The organism is Streptomyces sp. NPDC051987 (assembly GCF_040680735.1).
Lineage (GTDB): Bacteria > Actinomycetota > Actinomycetes > Streptomycetales > Streptomycetaceae > Streptomyces.
On record NZ_JBFAXI010000039.1, the window covers coordinates 1 to 18,711 of the forward strand.

At 71.6% G+C, this 18,711-nt stretch carries 18 protein-coding genes; 5 read left to right on the forward strand and 13 right to left on the reverse strand.

What is annotated here, in order from left to right:
• Window positions 1-124 precede the first annotated feature (124 nt).
• From AB0M11_RS21740 to AB0M11_RS21760, 5 genes are all read right to left on the reverse strand, one after another.
• Window positions 125-379 (reverse strand): hypothetical protein, encoded by a 255-nt coding sequence (locus AB0M11_RS21740; RefSeq protein ID WP_365707838.1) that lies wholly within the window; start codon window positions 377-379, stop codon window positions 125-127.
• Between the two features lie 128 nt (window positions 380-507).
• The gene (locus AB0M11_RS21745; protein WP_365707840.1) at window positions 508-1,203 is read right to left on the reverse strand and encodes a type 1 glutamine amidotransferase domain-containing protein; all 696 of its coding nucleotides are present in this window, start codon (window positions 1,201-1,203) and stop codon (window positions 508-510) included.
• Window positions 1,204-1,269: 66 nt separating this feature from the next.
• A complete protein-coding gene (locus AB0M11_RS21750; RefSeq protein ID WP_365707842.1) occupies window positions 1,270-1,863 on the reverse strand; it encodes a TetR/AcrR family transcriptional regulator in 594 nt (197 codons plus the stop codon).
• Window positions 1,864-1,890: 27 nt separating this feature from the next.
• On the reverse strand, window positions 1,891-3,567 hold the full coding sequence (locus AB0M11_RS21755; RefSeq protein WP_365707844.1) for an AMP-binding protein: 1,677 nt from the start codon (window positions 3,565-3,567) through the stop codon (window positions 1,891-1,893).
• A complete protein-coding gene (locus AB0M11_RS21760) occupies window positions 3,564-4,328 on the reverse strand; it encodes an SDR family NAD(P)-dependent oxidoreductase (RefSeq protein ID WP_365707846.1) in 765 nt (254 codons plus the stop codon). Before AB0M11_RS21760 ends, AB0M11_RS21755 begins: the two co-directional genes overlap by 4 nt.
• 333 nt (window positions 4,329-4,661) lie before the next feature.
• Between AB0M11_RS21760 and AB0M11_RS21765 the strand changes: the two genes are divergently transcribed.
• Together AB0M11_RS21765 and AB0M11_RS21770 are read left to right on the forward strand one after the other, a co-directional pair.
• On the forward strand, window positions 4,662-5,906 hold the full coding sequence (locus tag AB0M11_RS21765) for a DUF1343 domain-containing protein (RefSeq protein ID WP_365707848.1): 1,245 nt from the start codon (window positions 4,662-4,664) through the stop codon (window positions 5,904-5,906).
• A gap of 80 nt (window positions 5,907-5,986) precedes the next feature.
• Window positions 5,987-7,306, forward strand: a complete 1,320-nt coding sequence (locus tag AB0M11_RS21770; protein ID WP_365707850.1) for a serine-threonine protein kinase — start codon at window positions 5,987-5,989, stop codon at window positions 7,304-7,306.
• A gap of 83 nt (window positions 7,307-7,389) precedes the next feature.
• Here AB0M11_RS21770 and AB0M11_RS21775 read toward each other — a convergent pair whose 3' ends face one another.
• On the reverse strand, window positions 7,390-10,176 hold the full coding sequence (locus AB0M11_RS21775; RefSeq protein ID WP_365707852.1) for a penicillin acylase family protein: 2,787 nt from the start codon (window positions 10,174-10,176) through the stop codon (window positions 7,390-7,392).
• A gap of 268 nt (window positions 10,177-10,444) precedes the next feature.
• Between AB0M11_RS21775 and AB0M11_RS21780 the strand changes: the two genes are divergently transcribed.
• Window positions 10,445-11,047, forward strand: a complete 603-nt coding sequence (locus AB0M11_RS21780) for a hypothetical protein (protein ID WP_365707854.1) — start codon at window positions 10,445-10,447, stop codon at window positions 11,045-11,047.
• Window positions 11,048-11,353: 306 nt separating this feature from the next.
• On the opposite strand, the gene soxR is transcribed toward AB0M11_RS21780, so the two are convergent.
• Window positions 11,354-11,824 carry a redox-sensitive transcriptional activator SoxR gene (gene soxR, locus AB0M11_RS21785; RefSeq protein WP_365707856.1) on the reverse strand — a complete coding sequence of 157 codons (471 nt, stop codon included), beginning with the start codon at window positions 11,822-11,824 and terminating at the stop codon, window positions 11,354-11,356.
• A gap of 124 nt (window positions 11,825-11,948) precedes the next feature.
• Here soxR and AB0M11_RS21790 point away from each other — a divergent pair, with 124 nt between their 5' ends.
• Window positions 11,949-12,410 (forward strand): MaoC family dehydratase, encoded by a 462-nt coding sequence (locus AB0M11_RS21790; RefSeq protein ID WP_365707858.1) that lies wholly within the window; start codon window positions 11,949-11,951, stop codon window positions 12,408-12,410.
• Window positions 12,411-12,436: 26 nt separating this feature from the next.
• Here AB0M11_RS21790 and AB0M11_RS21795 read toward each other — a convergent pair whose 3' ends face one another.
• The 3 genes from AB0M11_RS21795 to AB0M11_RS21805 form a co-directional block, all read right to left on the reverse strand.
• On the reverse strand, window positions 12,437-13,060 hold the full coding sequence (locus tag AB0M11_RS21795; protein ID WP_365707860.1) for a TetR/AcrR family transcriptional regulator: 624 nt from the start codon (window positions 13,058-13,060) through the stop codon (window positions 12,437-12,439).
• A gap of 95 nt (window positions 13,061-13,155) precedes the next feature.
• Window positions 13,156-13,443, reverse strand: a complete 288-nt coding sequence (locus AB0M11_RS21800; RefSeq protein WP_365707862.1) for a YiaA/YiaB family inner membrane protein — start codon at window positions 13,441-13,443, stop codon at window positions 13,156-13,158.
• A gap of 59 nt (window positions 13,444-13,502) precedes the next feature.
• The gene (locus tag AB0M11_RS21805) at window positions 13,503-14,654 is read right to left on the reverse strand and encodes an acyl-CoA dehydrogenase family protein (protein ID WP_365707965.1); all 1,152 of its coding nucleotides are present in this window, start codon (window positions 14,652-14,654) and stop codon (window positions 13,503-13,505) included.
• 61 nt (window positions 14,655-14,715) lie between these two features.
• Here AB0M11_RS21805 and AB0M11_RS21810 point away from each other — a divergent pair, with 61 nt between their 5' ends.
• A complete protein-coding gene (locus AB0M11_RS21810) occupies window positions 14,716-15,363 on the forward strand; it encodes a TetR/AcrR family transcriptional regulator (protein WP_365707864.1) in 648 nt (215 codons plus the stop codon).
• A 248-nt stretch (window positions 15,364-15,611) separates the two neighbouring features.
• Here AB0M11_RS21810 and AB0M11_RS21815 read toward each other — a convergent pair whose 3' ends face one another.
• The 3 genes from AB0M11_RS21815 to AB0M11_RS21825 all read right to left on the reverse strand — a co-directional run bounded on the left by AB0M11_RS21815 (window position 15,612) and on the right by AB0M11_RS21825 (window position 18,639).
• Entirely contained in the window at window positions 15,612-16,700 is a 1,089-nt protein-coding gene (locus tag AB0M11_RS21815) for a Zn-dependent alcohol dehydrogenase (RefSeq protein WP_365707866.1), read from the reverse strand.
• Between the two features lie 13 nt (window positions 16,701-16,713).
• The gene (locus tag AB0M11_RS21820; RefSeq protein WP_365707868.1) at window positions 16,714-18,102 is read right to left on the reverse strand and encodes an aldehyde dehydrogenase family protein; all 1,389 of its coding nucleotides are present in this window, start codon (window positions 18,100-18,102) and stop codon (window positions 16,714-16,716) included.
• Between the two features lie 84 nt (window positions 18,103-18,186).
• Complete coding sequence (locus AB0M11_RS21825; RefSeq protein WP_365707870.1) at window positions 18,187-18,639, reverse strand: DUF3574 domain-containing protein; 453 nt, start codon at window positions 18,637-18,639, stop codon at window positions 18,187-18,189.
• Window positions 18,640-18,711: the final 72 nt, after the last annotated feature.

Below are 18,711 nucleotides of genomic sequence, written 5' to 3' on the forward strand. Positions count from 1 at the left end.
AACAACCCCCACAACCACAAAACCACTTTTAATGATGTTGTGGGTTTTTTCTATTGTTGGTCTTGTGACTGGGGGGCAGACGTGTGCTCGCCCGCCCCCCCCTCCTCGGTGCGTCACCGACCGCTCACTCGGGCGAGCCGCCCGCTTCGAGAAACCGCCGGTGGACGAGGTCCAGCAGGACCGCGTAGGCGTGCTGCGCGCGGGCGACCTCCAGGTCGGCGCCCGTGGCCGCCTCGCCGAGCCGTTCGGTCCGCCGCATCAGCTCCTGGAGCTCCGCCAGGACGTCTGCCCGCGCCGGCTTGAAGATCCCGCTCTCCACGAACCGGATCACCGTCGTGACGTACTCGTCGGCGCCTGCCAGATCGCTGTGCGCGAGCATCAGTTCCCTGGTCGAACCGCTCCGGGAACGGCGTACGACGCCACAGCAGGTAGGCGTCCATGAGACTCAGCACCGTGCGGACCTCGCCGACCCGGGCGTCGGCCGGTGCCCGGTGCCGAGGGGCTCGGCTACTTGAGGATCTGGAGCAGCCGGTCCGCCAGGATCGCCGCCGAATGGGGGTTCTGGCCGGTGATCAGATTGCGGTCCTCGACCATGTAGGGCTCCCAGATCGGGCCGCGGCTGAAGTCGATGCCGACCTTGTCCTTCAGCTCCGTCTCCAGCAGCCACGGTGCCCGGGGAGCCAGGCCGACGCCCGCTTCCTCCTCGTCGGTGAAGCAGGTGACGCGGTACCCCTCGAAGGGCGACTTCCCGTGGATCCTGGTGGCGAGGATCGCGGCGGGAGCGTGGCACACGATCGCCAGCGGCCTGCCCGAGGCGAGCTGCGCGGTCAGCAGGCGGCCGCAGTCGGCGTCGAACGCCAGGTCCGCCATCGGGCCGTGGCCGCCGGGCAGGTACACCGCGTCGTAGTCCTCCAGGCGGACGTCGGAGAGCTGCAGGGGCCGCCGCAGGACCTCGGCGGAGCGGATGATCTCCTCCAGTTCGAGGGCCATCTCCTCGCCGCCCGCCATCGACGGGCGCAGGCTCATCATGTCGACGCTCGGGACCACGCCGCCGGGCGTCGCCACCACGACCTCGTGACCGGTCTCGGTGATCTTCTTGTACGGCATCGCGAACTCTTCGGCCCAGTAGCCGGTCGCGTGTCTGGTGCCGTCCTTCAGCACCCAGTAGGTGGCCCCGCTGACGATGAAGAGCACTTTCGCCATCGCACTCGGTCTCCTTCCCCCCGAGCCGGCTTGTGGAGGGAACACAGCCGTTCCAGCGTAGGCGCATCAGGGACGCAGTGCCCGCAGCAGCAGGTCGGCCAGGTGGTCGGCGACCTCCTGGGGGGTCATGGGGCCGTCGGGGCGGTACCAGGTCGACAGGTGGTGGACCGAGCCGAAGTGGTAGTCGACGACGAGGTCGGCCGGGGTCGCGGTGGAGAAGACCCCCGTCCGCTGGCCCTCCTCGACCAGCGCGCGGAAGCGTTCGTGGTAGCGACGGCGCTCGGCGCGCACCTGCTTGTTCTTCTCCGGGCTCAGGTGGTGCATGGAGCGGAAGAAGATCATGGCGTCGTCGAGGTTCTCGATGGTCGTGACGACCACGTCCGCCGCCGCGCCGCGCAGCCGCTTCTCGATCGGCTCGTCCGCGTTCGCGAAGGCGTCGAGCCGCTCCTGCTGGACGCGCAGCACGCGCGCGTACACCTCGTGCAGGAGGTCGTCCTTGGAGCCGAAGTAGTGGTACAGCGCCCCCTTGGTGACGCCGGCCGCCTCCACGATCTCCTGCACGGAGGTCCGGTCGTACCCCTGCTCCGCGAAGAGCCGGGTGGCGGCGGCGAGAAGCCGCTGCGGAACAGGAGCCCCGTCTCCGTCCGTCGTCCTGGGCACTGCCGCCACCTGCCTTTCTCGAAACTGCTACCTCTGTTGCGGTCGGGAACGCAGTTCCCGTCGGAGGATCTTCCCACTTGCCGTCTTCGGCAGGTCGGGCAGGATCTCCACCTGGCGCGGATATTTGTAGGCCGCCAGCCTCTCCTTGCAATAGAGGGCGAGATCGTCCGGATCGGTTGCGGTTCCCGGTCGAAGACTGATGTAGGCCTTGACGGTCTCGCCGCGGTACCCGTCCGGGACCCCGACCACGGCCGCCTCGCGTACCGCCGGGTGGGTGTACAGGACGTCCTCGACCTCGCGCGGCCAGACCTTGAACCCGGACGCGTTGATCATGTCCTTCTTGCGGTCGACGACGTACAGCCAGCCCTGCGGGTCCATGAACCCGATGTCGCCGGTGCGCAGTTCGCCGTCCGGGAAGGTCTCGGCGGTCGCCTCGGGCCGCCGCCAGTACCCGGGCACCACCTGCGGCCCCCGTACGGCGATCTCGCCCTGCTCGCCGAAGGGCACCTCCCGGCCCTGGTCGTCGATGATCCGGACGATCGTGTCCGGCCCCGGCAGCCCGACCGCGAGGGTCCCGGAGACCGGGTCCACGGGCGCCTCCAGGCCCGGCGGCACGGAGGCGCACGGCGCGGTGCACTCGGTCAGCCCGTAGCCGTTGCGGATGTACGGCCCGAAGCCCGCGCGGAACTTCTCCACCAGGGCCGGCGGCAGCGGCGCTCCGCCGGACGAGATGGTGACGAAGGAGGCGAAGTGCTCCGGGGTGGCGTCCGGGTGGGCGGCCAGGGCCATGAAGGCGGTGGACGGCCCCACCGTGTACTGCGGGCGGTGCTCGGCGAACGCCTCCAGCACCAGGCCCGGCTCGAAGCGGTACGTGAGCACGAGCGTGCCCACGCTGGTGAGGCAGGCGCACAGCTGGCAGACCATGCCGGTGATGTGGAAGAGGGGCGCGAGGGCGTAGTAGACCGGCGCGTCGGGCAGCCCGAGCCCGGTCCGCTGCCGCTCCGCGTTGTACATGATGTTGCCGTGCAGGTTGGTGGCACCCTTGGGGGCGCCGCTGGTCCCCGAGGTGTAGCTGATCAGCGCGATGTCGGACGGCTCCGGCTCCCGCCCCTCGGGCGCCCTGCCGCCCTGCCGCGCGACGGCGACCAGGTCCTCGGCGTCGGCGGCCTGCGGCAGCCGCTCGAAGCCCAGCACGCGCGGGTCGTCCCGGGTCTGGAAGTCCAGCTCGCTCGCGGTGAGCACGATCCGCACCGGGGAGTCGGCGGCGGTGTCCCGCAGGTAGGACTCCCAGGCCCGCTGCGAGCAGACCAGCGCGGTCACCTCCGCGTCCCGCAGGACGTGGGCGACCTCCCCCGACTTGTACATCGGGTTGACCGGCACGACGGTCGCGCCCGCCTTCCAGGCGCCGAGCAGCGCCAGCACGAAGTGCGGCGAGTTCTGCAGGACGACGGCGACCCGGTCGCCGCGCTCCAGACCGCGCCCGGCGAGGTGCGCGGCGACGGAGTCGCTCAGCTCGTCGACCTCGCGGAAGCTGAGGCGGGCGTCGAAGTAGGCGAGGCAGGTGCGGTCGGGCGCCTCGGCCACGGCCGCGCGCAGGGCGCGTACCAGCGAGGCGGGCGGGTCGACCGGCCCGCGCTGGGCCTCGTCGAGCAGCGCCACCCAGGGCCGGGCGGCGTAGCCGGACTCGGTCCGCGGCCGGGTCACCGGGTGGCCTCCCACTTCTGCTGGATGTGGTTCATGTTCGTCAGCCAGCGGTCCGGGTCGGTGGCCCGCGCCTGGTAGTAACCGGCGACCTCGGGGTGCGGCAGGATCAGGAACCGGTCCTCCGCCATCCCCTTGAACAGCGCGTCCGCGACGGCTTCCGGCTCGATCGCGGTCGGCTGGAGCACGATGTCGCCCGCGCTGCCGGTGGCGGCGAGCATGTCGGTACGGACGCCCTGCGGACAGATGGCGTGCACCTTGAGGCCGCGGTGCCGGTACGTCAGCGACAGCCACTCGGCGAAGGCGTAGGCGGCGTGCTTGGTGACGCTGTAGGGCGCGGCTCCGATCATGGTGAGCAGTCCGGCGGCGGACACGGTGGACACGAACCGCCCGCTCCCCCGCTCCAGCCACTCCGGCACCAGCTCCTGCGCGGCCCGTACGTGCGCCATGACGTTGACGTCCCAGGCGGACTCCCACACGGCCGCGGCGGCCGCCTCGGACCCGCCCGAGCCGAGCCCGGCGTTGGCGCAGTAGACGTCGACGCTCCCGCCGAGCGCGTCCCGGGCGGCGCCGACGACGCCGGACGCGTCCCCGGGCAGCGCGATCCCGCCGATCTCGGCGGCGACGGCGGCCGCCTTCTCCCCGTCCAGGTCGTTCACGACGACGCGAGCGCCTTCGGCGGCGAACCGGCGGGCGAGAGCCGCCCCGATGCCTCCTCCCGCCCCGGTGACCACGACTCGGGCATCTTGCACGGCTCCCACCATCGGTCTCCTTCGACACGACGCGACCAGTCTGGCCGTCAGCACCGACACACTAACCGGTCGGTATGTTCCAGCAAAGGCCCCACCGAAACACGCCTCCAAGGGGCCGCGGAAAACGCACCCCACTGTCCGACACGCGACCACCGCACCCGCCCAGGGACGCGGGGAACTGCGCGAGCGGCCACACCCGGCCCGCACCCGGACAACGGCGAAGGCCCCCTGAACCGAAAGCCTCCGCTGTCCGACACGCGACCACCGCACCCGCCCAGGGGCGCGGGGAACTGCGCGAGCGGCCACACTCGACGTGCACCCGGACGATCACGGAGGCCCCCCCACATGCGCCCGTCCAGACGAAGTCTGCTCACCGCCGCCACGGCGGCAACGGCAGCGGCGGTGACAGCCGTACCCGCGGCCACCCCAGCCGACCCCCACGGCCGGCTCAGAACCGGCTTCGACCGCCTCTCCGCCGACGGCTACGCCCTCCTCGCCGCCCAGAAGGTCGGCATCGTCACCAACCCCACCGGCATCACCCCCGACGCCCGCCACATCGTCGACGTCATGCACGCCGACCCCCGCGTGCACCTCACCGCCGTCTTCGGCCCCGAGCACGGCTTCCGCGGCACCGCCCAGGCCGGCGGCTCACAGGGCCGCTACGACGACCCGGCGACCGGCCTCCCCGTATACGACACGTACCTCAAGAGCGGCCGGCCCCTCGCCGACGTGTTCACCGCCTCCGGCGTGGACACCGTCGTCTTCGACATCCAGGACGTCGGCGCCCGTTTCTACACGTACATCTGGACGCTCTACGACTGCATGGAGGCCGCCCGGCTGGCCGGCAAGCGCGTCGTCGTCCTCGACCGCCCCAACCCGGTGACCGGCCGCACGGCCGAAGGCCCCGTCCTGCACCGCGAGTTCGCCAGTTTCGTCGGCCGGCAGCCGATCGCGCAGGCGCACGGGATGACGGTCGCCGAGCTCGCGCGGCTGTTCAACGCGGAGTTCCTGGGCACACCCGTCGCCCTGGACGTCGTACCGATGACGGGCTGGAGCCGCGCACGCTTCTACGACGCCTCCGGCCTGCCGTGGGTGCCGCCGAGCCCCAACATGCCCACCCCGGACACCGCCCTGGTCTACTCGGGAACGTGTCTCTTCGAGGGCACCAACCTCTCGGAGGGCCGCGGCACCACCCGCCCCTTCGAACTGCTGGGCGCGGAGGGCATCGACGCGCGCTGGGCCGCCGCCGCCGACGAACTGGCGCTTCCGGGCGTGCGGTTCCGGGAGGCGTACTTCACGCCCACCTTCTCCAAGTTCCAGGGCAGCACCGTCGGCGGCGTGCAGATCCATGTGCACGACCGCGACGCCTACGACCCCGTGCGCACCGGGATCGGCCTGCTGGTCACCGCGAAGAAGGTGTGGAGCGGCTTCGCCTGGCGCCCGGACGACTGGATCGACAGCCTCACCGGCTCCGCGCGCGTGCGCACGATGATCGACACGGGCGCGGGCCCGGACGAGGTCGTCGACGCCTGGCAGGACGAACTCGCCGCTTTCCGCCGGATCCGAAAGGATTTTCTCCTCTACAGGTGAGGCGCGTGGTATGGCCAATCTTGCACCGTGGCAGGACGATGCGCGCACATCGCACCGGTTTCGGGGACGAGGAGCCCGGCATGGCGGATCCTGGGATGAGCGTGACTCCCTACTGGGAGCTGACCTTCGACGCGGACGGGGACCCGGACGTCGCCGAACGCGACAGGCTGCTGGCCGAGATCGGCGGCCACGGCCTCCACGACCTGATCGTCTTCGCGCACGGCTGGAACAACGACCGGTCGGGCGCGACCCGCCTGTACCGGCGGTTCTTCGCACCGATCCCGAAGCTCGCGCCGCGGGCGCGGATCGGGTACGCGGGGGTGATCTGGCCGTCGATGCGGTTCTGCGACGAGCCGATCCCCGACTTCCCCAAGTCGGTGGTGGCCACGGAGGCGGAGGAGACCCGGGCCCCCGTGCTCGACAAGGACACCCGGAACGCGCTCCTGGAGACGTTTCCGGGGCGGGCCACCGTGGTCGACCAGCTCGCGCGGATGCTGGAGCAGCGCCCGGCGGGCGAACTGGTGGAGTTCGGGCGCCTGGTACGACTGCTGGTCGAGGTCCTCCCCGGCGGGCCCCAGCCGCTGTTCGCGGCGGACACACTCGCGGAGGGCGTCCCGCAGGGCGAACCCGTGCTGTTCGGCGGGGACACGACCGCCCTGTGCGAGGAGTTCGCGGCGGCACTGGCCGGTCTCCAAGGGGACGGCTGCGCGGCCGGGTTCACGGTGCCGAACCCCTGGGACGGTGCCAAGGAGCTGCTGCGGCAGGCGACCTACTACGCGATGAAGCGGCGCGCGGGGACCGTCGGGGAGCGCGGGCTCGGGCCGGTGATCGGGCGGCTGGCCGAGGCGGCGCCGGACGTGCGGGTGCATCTGGTCGGGCACAGCTTCGGCGGCCGGCTGGTGTCGTTCGCGCTGCGCGGGCTGCCGGACGGGGTGCGCACGGTGAAGTCCGTGACCCTGCTGCAAGGTGCTTTCTCGCACTACGCGTTCGCCGCCCGGCTGCCGCACGACCCGCGCGCCGGCGGGGTGCTGCAGGGACAGCAGAACCGGATCGACGGCCCGTTGGTGTGCTGCTACTCGCACTTCGACGAGGCGCTCGGCACGCTGTATCCGCTGGCCTCGCGGATGGCGGACGACTGCGAGTCGGCGCTGGGCGAGGACGTGGGGCGGGCGCTGGGCGACCAGTGGGGCGCGATGGGCCACGACGGCGTCCAGGAGGTGCCGGGCACCCGGTCGCTGGACCTGGCCGGGGCGCTGCGCGGTCCGCTCGCCGCGCCGGGCTGCGTGAACGTCGACGCGGCGGCGGTGGTGTGCAGGGGCGGCCCGCCGTCCGGGGCGCACAGCGACATCGTGCACCCCGAACTGGCCCGGGTGGTGCTGGCGGCGGGACACATCGCGTGACCCCGCCGCCGTCGGGCATCAGCCCACCGGTGTACGGCTCACCGGTGTCCGGCTCACTGGTGTCCGGCTCACTGGTGTCCGGCTCACCGGTGTGACGTGAACTCCACGACCTGCTGGAAGGTCGGCCGGTTCTGCCAGCTGATGTTGTAGTGCTTGATGCCGCCCAGGGTGCGCTGCACGATCGAGTCGGCGCACCACTGGTCGCCGGCCGAGCACAGCGAGTCCCCGGGGTAGACGGTGGACGCGCTGGTGCCGGCCGCCGTCTTCAGGGTGCTGATGAGGATGTCCCGGCAGGCGCTGAGGCTGCCGCCGCCGCAGTACTGCTCGGCGAGCGGCCCCGACACGGTCTGCCCGAGCACCGATCGGATGTCCTTGTCGACATAACTCCACCAGCCGTACTGGAAGGAGCTACCGGCATGCGCACCGGTCGGTCCGTGGGCGGCCGAGGGGGTCTCGTCTATGTACAGGTTGTTGGTGAACGCGGTGTACAGGTCGTCACCGAGGCCGGGCTGGAACTCGGCCTTCACCAGCAGCGGCCACCAGGCGTCCAGGATCCGGACGGCGTCGGCGTTGGCGTACGTCTTCGAGCCCGCCGAGGTCTCCGTGCGCTTGCCGCCCGCGGTCAGCCAGGTCTGGAGCTTGGTGACGGCCGCGGCGGCCGTGGAGTCGGTCACCGTACTGCTGTTGATCACCTTCAGCAGGTCGGGCAGCACGTCCTCGGCGCGCAGGTCGGTGAGCGCCGCGTCCGCCATGGCCTTGACCAGCGCGGAGCGGGTCACGCCCCCGGCGGCGACCAGTTTCCTGACCCGGTCGTTCAGCAGGTTGCCCCGGTGGACCGAACCGTCGCCCCAGCTCGCGGTCGTGTAGTTCAGCGCCTGCTTGTTGTTCCAGGAGATGTAGTAGTCCTGGTCGATCGACTGGGGGTGCTGGGCGGCCGGGGTGTAGTCGGCCGTGTTGGTGGCCGGGTCCCAGTTCTGCCACTCGTAGGCGGCCTGGCCCCAGACCGGGAACTCGGGGTCGACCCCGCTCGCCCGCACCGGGTTGTTGCCGCTGTTGTAGTACGCGGTGTGCGAGGAGTCGGCGTAGAACCAGTTGAAGGTGTAGTTGATGTGCTGGACCGCGCTCTGGAAGGTCTGCGGGCTCTTCACGTAGTCGGGGTCGTTGAGCATCTGGAAGCCGATGATCGAGTCGGCCTCGTGCATGTAGGAGGATCTCAGGGTGGTGTAGGCGACCTTCTTCCCGCCCACCGTGGCCCGGTACTCGACCGGTCCGTACTTGGTCTTCCAGACCTTCATGGTGTACGACCCGGCGGCCGTGCCGTCGGCCGTGGTCGGCTTCCAGGAGTTGGTCTGCTCGACCTCGTCCATGGCCGTGCAGGTGCCGTGGAACAGGTAGTGGTAGTCGTCCTGGCAGAGTTCGACCGCGTAGGAGTCGATGATGTCCTGCCCGGAGGTGGTCGCGGACCACGCGTAGTCCTGGCCTCGGCCCAGTTCGACGTACATGCTCAGACCGGCGAAGGACGCGCCACGGGCGCTGATGCCCGGCCCCTGGATCTCCTGGAGCATGAGGAGCTGCGGGGCGAAGTAGCCGGTCTGCGGTCCGAACACGGCGATCGGGTGACCGCTCGCGGTGTACTTGCCGCTGACGACGAGGGCGTTGGACATGCCGCGCCTGGCCGAGCTGAGCGCGGTCCTGGTCGCCGCGGCGGAGGCGGCGCTGGCGCTCTGGTTCGCTCCGGTGCCGGTGGCGTTGTAGACCAGCGGTTCGGTCTTCACCGACCCGGCGTCCGGCAGCGCCTCGCCCTGCGGGTCGGCGGGCTTGGTGCCGTAGGGGAAGCTCTCGCCGTTGTGCACGGTGAGCACGGCCTCGGGGTCGTTGCGTTCGCGGAACGACTCCCAGACCTTGGTGCCCTCGGTCACGCCGTACTTCTCCTGGGCGGCGAGCAGCGAGATGGCGTTGTTGACCTCGCCACCGCCGCCGGAGCCGAACAGCGCGCCGATCACGGAGGCCAGTGCCACCAGGTCGGTGATCTTGAAGTGGTCGATCGTGCCGGCGTTGGTGATCGAGTCCTTGTGCCCGGTCAGCACGTACTCGCCCGGGAAGTAGCGGCCGCTGTCGGAGGCGTCGATGTAGGAGTTGATGCCGTCGAGGTAGGCGTTGGCGTCGGCGAGGGCCTGCTGGCCGCGGGCGCCGTTGTTGGCGACGGCGTTGTCGATCTGCGCCTGGAGGTCGGCCTCGGAGTAGGGGGCGTTGCGGTAGAACTCCTGTTCAAGGCCCTGGTTGGAGGCGGCGCCCCCGGCGAAGGTGGTGAGCTGGCCTCGGCCCACGTGCCGGAACACGTCCATCAGCCACAGCCGGTCCTCAGCGGCGGCATACCCGGCGCCGAACTCCGTGCCGTATCTGGTGGTACCGGTGATGTGAGGCACCCCGGTCGCCTTGTCGCGCACGATGGTGACGTCGCTGCGGCCGGCCGGGCTCTCCGTGGAGGCGACTTGACCGGACGGAACCCCGAACGACGAGTCGTTGAAGAAGGTGTTGATCTTCGCGTCGGTGAGGGTGGAGTAGCCCGTGGCCAGGTTGTTGTAGAGGCCGAGCTGGTCCTCGGCGTGGCTGGGCTGAGTGCCGAAGACCTGGTTGAGCAGGATCTGGGCGAGGGTGGCGTTGCCGTTCTCACCGGGCGGCAGGATGTCGGAACACTGGCCGCCGCAGTAGTCGTTGGAGGCCGCGGCCGCCGCCGGGGTCGCCTGGACGAGCGGGGAGAGCAGTCCGGCGACGAGCACGCATACGGATGCGGCTTTCAGGAACCCGGGGAGCTTGCGGGGAGTTCTCAGCTTGTCGAACAACGCGTGATGTCTGGTGCGCCGTGGCATGGCGGCTCCTCAACGACGGGGGTGGGCCGGACGTTACCGCCGGTATCCCCGAGATTGAAGATGAACATGCGTCAAGTTTTCAACTGGTCCTCCCCGTCGGCGGTGTCACCGGCCGTCGGTCAAGGCGGGCGGCCTTATGGACGGCATCGGAAATCGGATGGAGCCGATTCGCGTGTCGATACGTCTATACGGCAACGTCGCGCGAAGCCCGTGCGGCGACGCCGAAGTGACCGAAGTACAGCTGCAGGTGTGACGGAGGTGCAGGGCGATGGCCGGTTTCCGGAGTCTGGCGAGACAGGTGCGAGACCCGCGGTGCGATCTGGCGCTGCGGCGTTACTCGCTGCGCAAGTGCCTGGAGCGGTTCGCTCCTTACGGGCACCGCGCGACCTGGGACCATCTGTGCTCGCGGGCCGGGTTCGGTCCCGAGGACCGCTCTCCCGATCCGGTGCGTCTCGTGGGTGCACTGGAGGAGCTGGAGGAGGCGCGGACGGTATGGCTCGCCTATGAGAGCGAGTTCGCCGAGCGCCGCAAGAAGGAGAAGCACGACGGGCTGCGCCGCCCGGGCAGCGTGGACGACTGGCACCGGCTGACCTGGGGCGGATTCGGAGTGGCCTGGTGCGACGACCCACGGGTCCACCCCGACGAACCACTCGCCGAGGTGCTGCGACGGCTGATCGCCGCCCTGGAGCGCGAGCCGGGCACCGTCTGCCCGGTGTGCGCCGGGGAGCGCCTCATCTGGAAGTACGACCTGGACCACGAGCCCTCCGCCGGTCCGGTCTGCGCGGACTGCGGGATCCTGGTGCCGCGTCCGGTGCTCACCGCCGAGGCGCTGGCCTACGCCAGGCGCGGGCGGCTCCTCATGTCCGCCTGACCATGTGGGGGTGCGCCGGGGATGCCGCACCCCCAACTGCCGTCCGCCCGGCCGCCGTCCGTGGCGACCGGCGCCCCGTGCCCCCCCCCGGCGGCCGCCGCTCGGCGCACAGCCGCCACGCGTACCGTCCGGGCCGAGCACCTGATTTACTGTCGCGCGCGCTCCGGCCTCAGCTTGCGCCCCGCCCGTCAGCGTGCGCCCCGCACCCACCGCGTGCGCTCGGCCCTCAGCGTGCGCCTCGGCCCATCAGCGTGCGCCCTCGCCTCCCCGCGGGCGCGCTCTGGCCTCACCGCGCACGCCCCGGTCTCACCGCGTGCGCTCCGGGCGCTCCGGGAGCAGCCGGGAACCCGCCCGGCGTTCGCCGAATGCGTCGTCCGGGTTGGAGAGCACACACGTGTCCAGGGACAGACAGCCGCAGCCGATGCAGTCGGTCAGGTGATCGCGCAGGCGGTTGAGCTGCCTGATGCGCTCGTCCAGTTCCGCGCGCCAGGCCTCCGAGAGACGGGCCCAGTCCTCCCTGGTCGGCGTGCGCTCCTCGGGAAGTTCCGAGAGGGCCTCGCGGATCGTCGCGAGGGGGATCCCGACCCGCTGCGCCGCCCGGACGAAGGCGACCCGGCGCAGGGTGTCGCGGGTGTAGCGGCGCTGGTTGCCGGAGGTCCGCCGACTGCTGATGAGGCCCTTGGACTCGTAGAAGTGCAGCGCGGACACGGCGGCGCCGCTGCGCGCGGACAACTGGCCCACGGTCAGCTCGTGGATCTTCTCGGGAATCTGCGGCACCCGTCAGAGACTACCCAGCGGGCAGAAGTCGCGGTCCGTTGACAGGCGGCTCGCACCCGACCATGCTAAGCAGTTGCTTAGACATGGCAACGTGTGATCCTGTGAGTGCGAGAGGGCCGGCGACATGGCAGAACCGAGGATCTTCACCTCCCCCGACGAGCTGAAGGCGGCCGTGGGCGAGCAGCTGGGCCACACCGACTGGCTGGAGGTCGACCAGAAGCGGATCGACCTGTTCGCGGAGGCGACCGGTGACCACCAGTGGATCCACGTCGACCCGGAGAAGGCCGCCGCGGGCCCGTTCGGCACGACCATCGCGCACGGCTATCTCACCCTGTCCCTGCTCCCGCTCTTCGGCCCCCAGCTGATCAAGGTCGAGGGCGTGAAGATGGGCGTGAACTACGGCACCAACAAGGTCCGCTTCCCCTCCCCTGTCCCGGTCGGCTCGCGGCTGCGCGCCACCGCGACCATCACCGACGTGGCGGACGTCACCGGCGGCGTCCAGGTGACCGTCGCCTTCACCGTGGAGCGCGAGGGCGGCGACAAGCCGGTCTGCGTCGCGGAGTCGGTGTCCCGGTACTACCTCTGAGCGACCGCCTGCGAGCGGCCCCGCCGCTACTTGACCCCGACCATCCGGAGCACGAGGTCGGCGTAGAGCGCGCCGACCTCATCGGGGGTCAGAGGGCCGTGGACGTTGAACCAGCGGGCGACGTCGATGCAGAGCGACAGCACCGCGAGGGTGGTGGCGTGCACGTCGATGACGTCGAACTCGCCGGAGGCGACGCCCTCCTGGACGATCCCGCGCACTTCGGCGTCGACCTGGCGGCGCAGGTCGAGGATCTCGGCGCGGGCGTCGGGGCCGAGGGCGTCGAGTTCGTACTGCACGACCCGGGCGGTGGTGCGCCGCCCGGCGTGCCAGCGGACGAACGAGCTGACCGCGTCGGCGAGCCGCTCGGCGGCGGTGCCGTCGCGCCGGGCGGCCGTCCGGAGGATGTCCAGTGCCTTGTCGTGACCGATGCGGCTGATCCGGTGGAGCAGCTCTTCCTTGGTCTTGTAGTGGATGTAGAGCGCGGCGGGGCTCATGCCGGCCCGGCCCGCGATGTCGCGGGTGGTGGTGGCGTGGTAGCCGCGCTCGGCGAAGGCCTCCACGGCGGCGACCAGCAGTCGCCGGGCCGCGTCAGGGGTGACCTCTTCCCACGGCTCGACCTCGCCGCCGGTCGTCTCCTCCGCCGTACTCATCGCTCGCTCGCCCCTCTCGATGCCGGGGCTCCACCATACCGCCGAAGCTGAGCGAGCGCTTAGTGTGCCCGCTCAGAGCTTTTCCGGGCGATGTCTCAGAGATTCTCGAAGGGGTCGTGCTCGGCGAGCAGCTTCTCCAGCCTGGCCTGGTCGACCCGGCTGACGATCTGCCCGGCCTCCTGGCGGTCGCGGACCACCTTCGCGAGCGTGAAGGCGGAGGTGACGAGGTAGAGCACGGCGATGCCCAGGAAGCCACGCACCCAGGCGTCGGCGTGCAGCCGGAAGACGCCGATGGCGGTGGCCGTCAGGGCGAGGGCGAAGGAGGCGACGGCCTGACCGTAGAAGGCAGCCGTGTTCTGGTGTCTGACCGGTGTGTCACTCATGGTCCGAGCATCGCCGCACGTGGCCCGCGCCACATCCGTCGCGATACTCAGGGACGTACTCAGAACGCCGAGACGCCCGTCAGCGCCCGTCCGATGAGCAGCTTCTGGATCTGGCTGGTGCCCTCGTAGAGGGTCATCACGCGGGCGTCGCGCAGGAGTTTGCCGACCGGGTACTCGTCGATGTAGCCGTAGCCGCCGAAGACCTGGAGGGCGTTGTTGGCGGCGCGCACCGCGGCCTCGGAGGCGAAGAGCTTGGCCTTGGCGGACTCGGTGGCGAACGGCAGCCCCCGGTCGATCAGATCGGCCACCCGCCAGGTCAGCAGGCGGGCCGCGTCCACGTCCACGGCGATGTCGCTGATCAGTTCCTGGACCAGTTGGTGCCCGGCGATCGGCGTGCCGAACTGCTCGCGCTCCCGCGCGTAGCCGACGGCCGCGTCCAGCGCGGCCTGTGCTATCCCGACACAGCCGGCGGCGACCGACATCCGCCCCTTGGCCAGCGCGGACAGGGCCACCGAGAAGCCCTTGCCCTCGGGGCCGAGCATCGCCGAGGCGGGGACCCGGACGTCCTCCAGGACGAGCTCGGCGGTGGCCTGGCCGCGCAGCCCGAGCTTGCCGTGCAGGGGACGGCGGGTGAGGCCGGGGGTGTCGGCCGGCACGAGGAAGGCGGAGACGCCCTTGTGGCCGGGGGCGTCGGTGGAGCGGGCGAAGAGGAGGGCGACGTCGGCCCAGGTGCCGTTGGTGATGAACATCTTGGTGCCGTTGACGACGTAGTCGTCGCCGTCGCGAACGGCCCGGGTGGTGAGGTTGCCCGCGTCGGAGCCGGTGCCCGGTTCGGTGAGGCCGAAGCAGCCGACGTACGCGCCGGAGGTGAGCCCCGGCAGCCAGCGCCGCTTCTGCTCCTCGGTCCCCCAGGCGGCGACGGTCTTGGCGACGAGGCCGAGGGAGACCGACACGATGCCGCGCACCGAGGAGTCACCGCGGCCCAGCTCCTCCGTCACCAGGCAGTAGGCGAGATGGTCGCCGCCGGAACCGCCGTACTCCTCGCCGATCGTCAGCCCCAGAAAGCCGACCTCGCCCAGCTTCTTCACGATCCCCCGGTCGACCTCCTCGGCGCGGTCCCAGGCGGTCGCGTTCGGGGTGATCTCGCGGTCGACGAAGTCCCGGGCGAGCTGCCGGACGGCGGTCTGCTCCTCGCTGAGCCCCAGGTTCACCATGCGACCACCCTTTAAATTAGCACTGCTAGTTTCTTCTCGCAGCCCTACTATGTGCGCCATGGCCCGACCGCGCAAGCCCCTGCTGAGCACCGACCGGATCGTCCGGGCGGCCCGGGAACTCGTCGACGCCGAGGGCCTCGCGGCCGTCTCCACCCGCCGGCTCGCGGCCGAGCTCGGGGTGAGCGGGCCCTCGCTCTACAACCACTTCCGCACCAAGGACGAGATCCTGGAGGCGGTCGCGGACTCGGTCAGCGCGCAGGTCGACCTGTCGATGTTCGAGAACCTCGGGCAGGACGCCGACCACGACTGGCGGACCGCGCTGCACGACTGGGCGGTGTCGTACCGCGCGGCGCTGCGCGACCACCCGAACATCGTGCCGGTCCTGGCCCGGGGCCCCGGCCGCCGCCCGGCCGGGCTCCGGCTCGCCGACGCGGTCTACGGCGCGATGGTGGGCGCGGGGTGGCCGCCGGCGCAGGCGACGTCGATCGGGGCGCTGATGAGGTACTTCATCATGGGCTCGGCGCTGGGGTCGTTCGCCGGGGGCTTCGTGGACGACGTCAGCGCGTACGACCCGGCCGACTATCCGCATCTCGGCCAGGCGCACCTTCTCTCGAAGCGCCAGGAGAAGATCGACGAGCGGGCGTTCGAGACGGGGTTGCGGGCCTTGCTGGACGGGTTGAGCGCGCAGTTCAGGGAGACGGCGTAGGGGTGACCGGTTCGTGGCCGACCGCGGGCCGGTGGGGGCTGATCGCGCCCGCGCGGCGGAGCCGCACATCGGATACAGCCCCGCGCCCCTGACGGGGCGCTGCAGCCGTGTCCCTGTCCCAGCCGCGGGCAGTCGCGCCGCTGGGGCGGCACGGGTGGGCAGGGGTCCCCCAGACCGAGGGCTGGGGGAGGCACCCTGCCGACGCCGGTGAGCGTCCCCGCCCCCGGGCCGCGCCCCCCCCACGGCGGTCAGAAGACGACCAGCGCCCGGCCGCCCTTGCCCGCCGTCATGTTCTCGAAGGCCGCCGGGATGCCCTCCAGAGCGATGCGTTCCGTCACCATCGACCCGAGGTCCAGACGACCCGCCCGCACGTGTTCGGCGAGCACCGGCAGGTCCCTGGCCGGGTCGGAGTTGCCGTAGACGCAGCCGGACAGGGTGCGGCCCCAGTGGAAGAGCTCCAGGGCGTTGAAGGCGACCTGTTCGGTCTTGGCACCGATGCCGACCACCGTCGTACGCCCGCCCCGGCGGGTGGACTCCCAGGCCGCGCGGATGCTGACCGCGCGACCCACGCACTCCACGGCGACGTCGACGCCCTGTCTGCCGGTGAGGGCGCGGATGGCGCGGGGCGTGGTGTCGGAGGCGAGGACGTAGTCCGTGGCGCCGGCCGCGCGCGCCAGCTCCTCCTTCGCCGCGGAGACGTCCACCGCGACGATCCGGGAGGCGCCCGCGATCCGGGCCGCCTGGACGGTGGCCAGGCCCACTCCGCCGACGCCGAAGACCGCCACCGTCTCGCCCGCCCGGACCCGCGCCGAGTGGTGGACGGCGCCGTACCCGGTGAGGACCGCGCAGCCGAGGAGGGCCGCGTCGGCGAGCGGGACACCGGGCGGGAGGGGCAGGGCGCAGGACTCGGCGACGACCGTCTCCTCGGCGAAGGCGGCCACGTTCAGGCCGGGGTGCAGGTCGGTGCCGTCCGCCGTGCGGGCGTGGACGTCGGCGGAGCCGTTCAGGGCGTTGGCGCAGAGCCATACCTCGCCGAGTGCGCAGGCGTGGCAGCTTCCGCAGGACGGCGCCCAGTTGAGGACGACCGGGTCACCCGGCGAGAGCCGGGTGACCCCCTCCCCCACGGCCACCACGGTGCCCGCGCCCTCGTGGCCGAGGACCGCCGGGACCGGCACCCGCATGGTGCCGTCGGACAGGGAGAGGTCGGAGTGGCAGACACCGGCGGCGGCGAGCCGGACCCGGACCTGGCCGGGGCCGGGGTCCGGAAGTTCGATCGCGGTGACCGACAGCGGGGCGCCCACGGCGGGCAGTACGGCGGCGCGGACCGTGCAGGGCATCGGAGCAACCTCCTCAGAACTGAAGGGACTTGGTCTGGAGGTACTCGGCGAGGCCGTGCGCGCCCAGCTCCCGGCCGACGCCCGACTGCTTGTAACCGCCGAACGGGGCAAGGGGGTTGAAGCGGCCGCCGTTGATGTCGACCTGCCCGGTGTCCATGCGCCGGGCGAAGGCCACCGCCTCCGCCTCGTCCCCGGCCCAGACGGCACCCGCGAGCCCGTAGACCGTGCCGTTGGCGATGCGCAGGGCGTCGTCCTCGTCCTCGTAGCGCAGGATCGACAGGACCGGGCCGAAGATCTCCTCCTGCGCGATCGTCATCTCGGGGGTGACGTCGGCGAAGACGGTCGGGCTGACGAAGTAGCCACGCTCACGCGGGGAGTCGGGGCCGCCGGCGACCAGCCGCGCGCCCTCCGCGATGCCCTTCTCGATGTAACCGCGGACCCGGTCCCGCTGCCGGGCGCTGACCACCGGTCCGATCCGCTCCCCGTACTTCTCCGCGGCCGTCGCCGCCAGCTCGACCGCCTCCTCGTACCGGTCGGCGTGGACCAGCATCCGGGTCCAGGCGCTGCACGTCTGGCCGGAGTTGGACATCACGTTGGCGACGCCGACGTTGACGGCCCTGGCGAGGTCCGCGCTCGGGAGGATGACGTTGGCGGACTTGCCGCCGAGTTCGAGGGCGACCTTCTTCACGGCGGCTCCGGCCACCGCGCCGATCTGCCTGCCGACGGCCGTGGAGCCGGTGAAGGAGACCAGATCGATCCCCGGGTGCTCGGCGAGGGCCTGCCCGGCGACCGGGCCGAGGCCGGTGACCAGGTTGAACACACCGGCGGGGAAGCCCGCTTCGTGCACGGCCTCGGCGAACAGCTGCGCGGTGACGGGGGTGTTCTCCGCCGGCTTGAGCACGACCGTGCAGCCGGCGGCGAGCGCCGGGGCAGCCTTGGCGACGATCTGGTGCAGCGGGTAGTTCCAGGGCGTGATGGCGCCCACCACGCCCACCGGCTCCTGGTAGACGGTGGAGTTGCCGACCCGCTCCTCGAAGGGGTGGACGGCCGCCAGTTCGGCGTAGGAGCCGGCCACCGCGATCGGCACGGCCGCGTGGACGGCCTGGGAGAACGCGAGCGGTGCGCCCAGTTCGGCGGTGACCGTCTCGGCGATCTCGTCCTTCCGGGCCGCGAGCACGTCGCGCAGGGCACCGAGCCGGGCGGCCCGCTCGGCGGGCGCTGTGGCGGCCCACGCCGGAAGGGCGGCACGCGCGGCGCGCACCGCGGTGTCGACGTCCGGCGCGCCGCCCGCCGGGACCCGGCCGACGACCTGCTCGTCGACCGGGTTCACCACCTCGATCACGTCCCGGCTCTCGGCGGCGCGCCAGTCGCCGTCGATGTACAGGCCGTCGTGTGCCTTCATGCTGCTTCCTCCCGGCGGGGCTGCGTCGTCCGAGTCACAAACTAGCGGCGATAGTTTTACTCCGCCAGACGTGCCCCGGAGTCATCAGAAGTCGGCCTGGACGTGCTCGTCCACCCTGCCCACGCTCTCCTGCGCGAAGGCCTTCTCGTAGGCCCGGCGGATCTCCTCGATCTTCCGGTCACCGTCCCGCGCCGCCGACTGCGGGTAGAGCAGGGTCAGCACGTACGACCGCTCCTTCTCGATCGTCCCGTGCGTGTCCCGCCACTGTCCGCGCCCGTTCTGCACGGTGAGCCCGTCGGGGAAGTCGGGGGTGACCTCCCGGTCGACGAACGCCGTGAACTGCCGGTCGGTGACGGCCGGTCCGCCGTCCGGCCGCGCGGTGCCGAAGAACAGCCGCGTCTCCAGGTACGGCCCGCCTCGGGCCGGCGCGGCCGGAGAGCGGCCGTCGGCCGACGCGGTGAACGCGGCCGGAGCACCGGCGAGCAGGATCCCGGCCGCGGCCAGGGCCGACCGGTTGCGGAGGGATGGAGTGCGCATGCCCCCTTCCTAGAGGGTTCGGCCCTCCCCGTTCCCGGCTTTCCGCCGCGGTTCACTCGTCCCGGTCGAGCC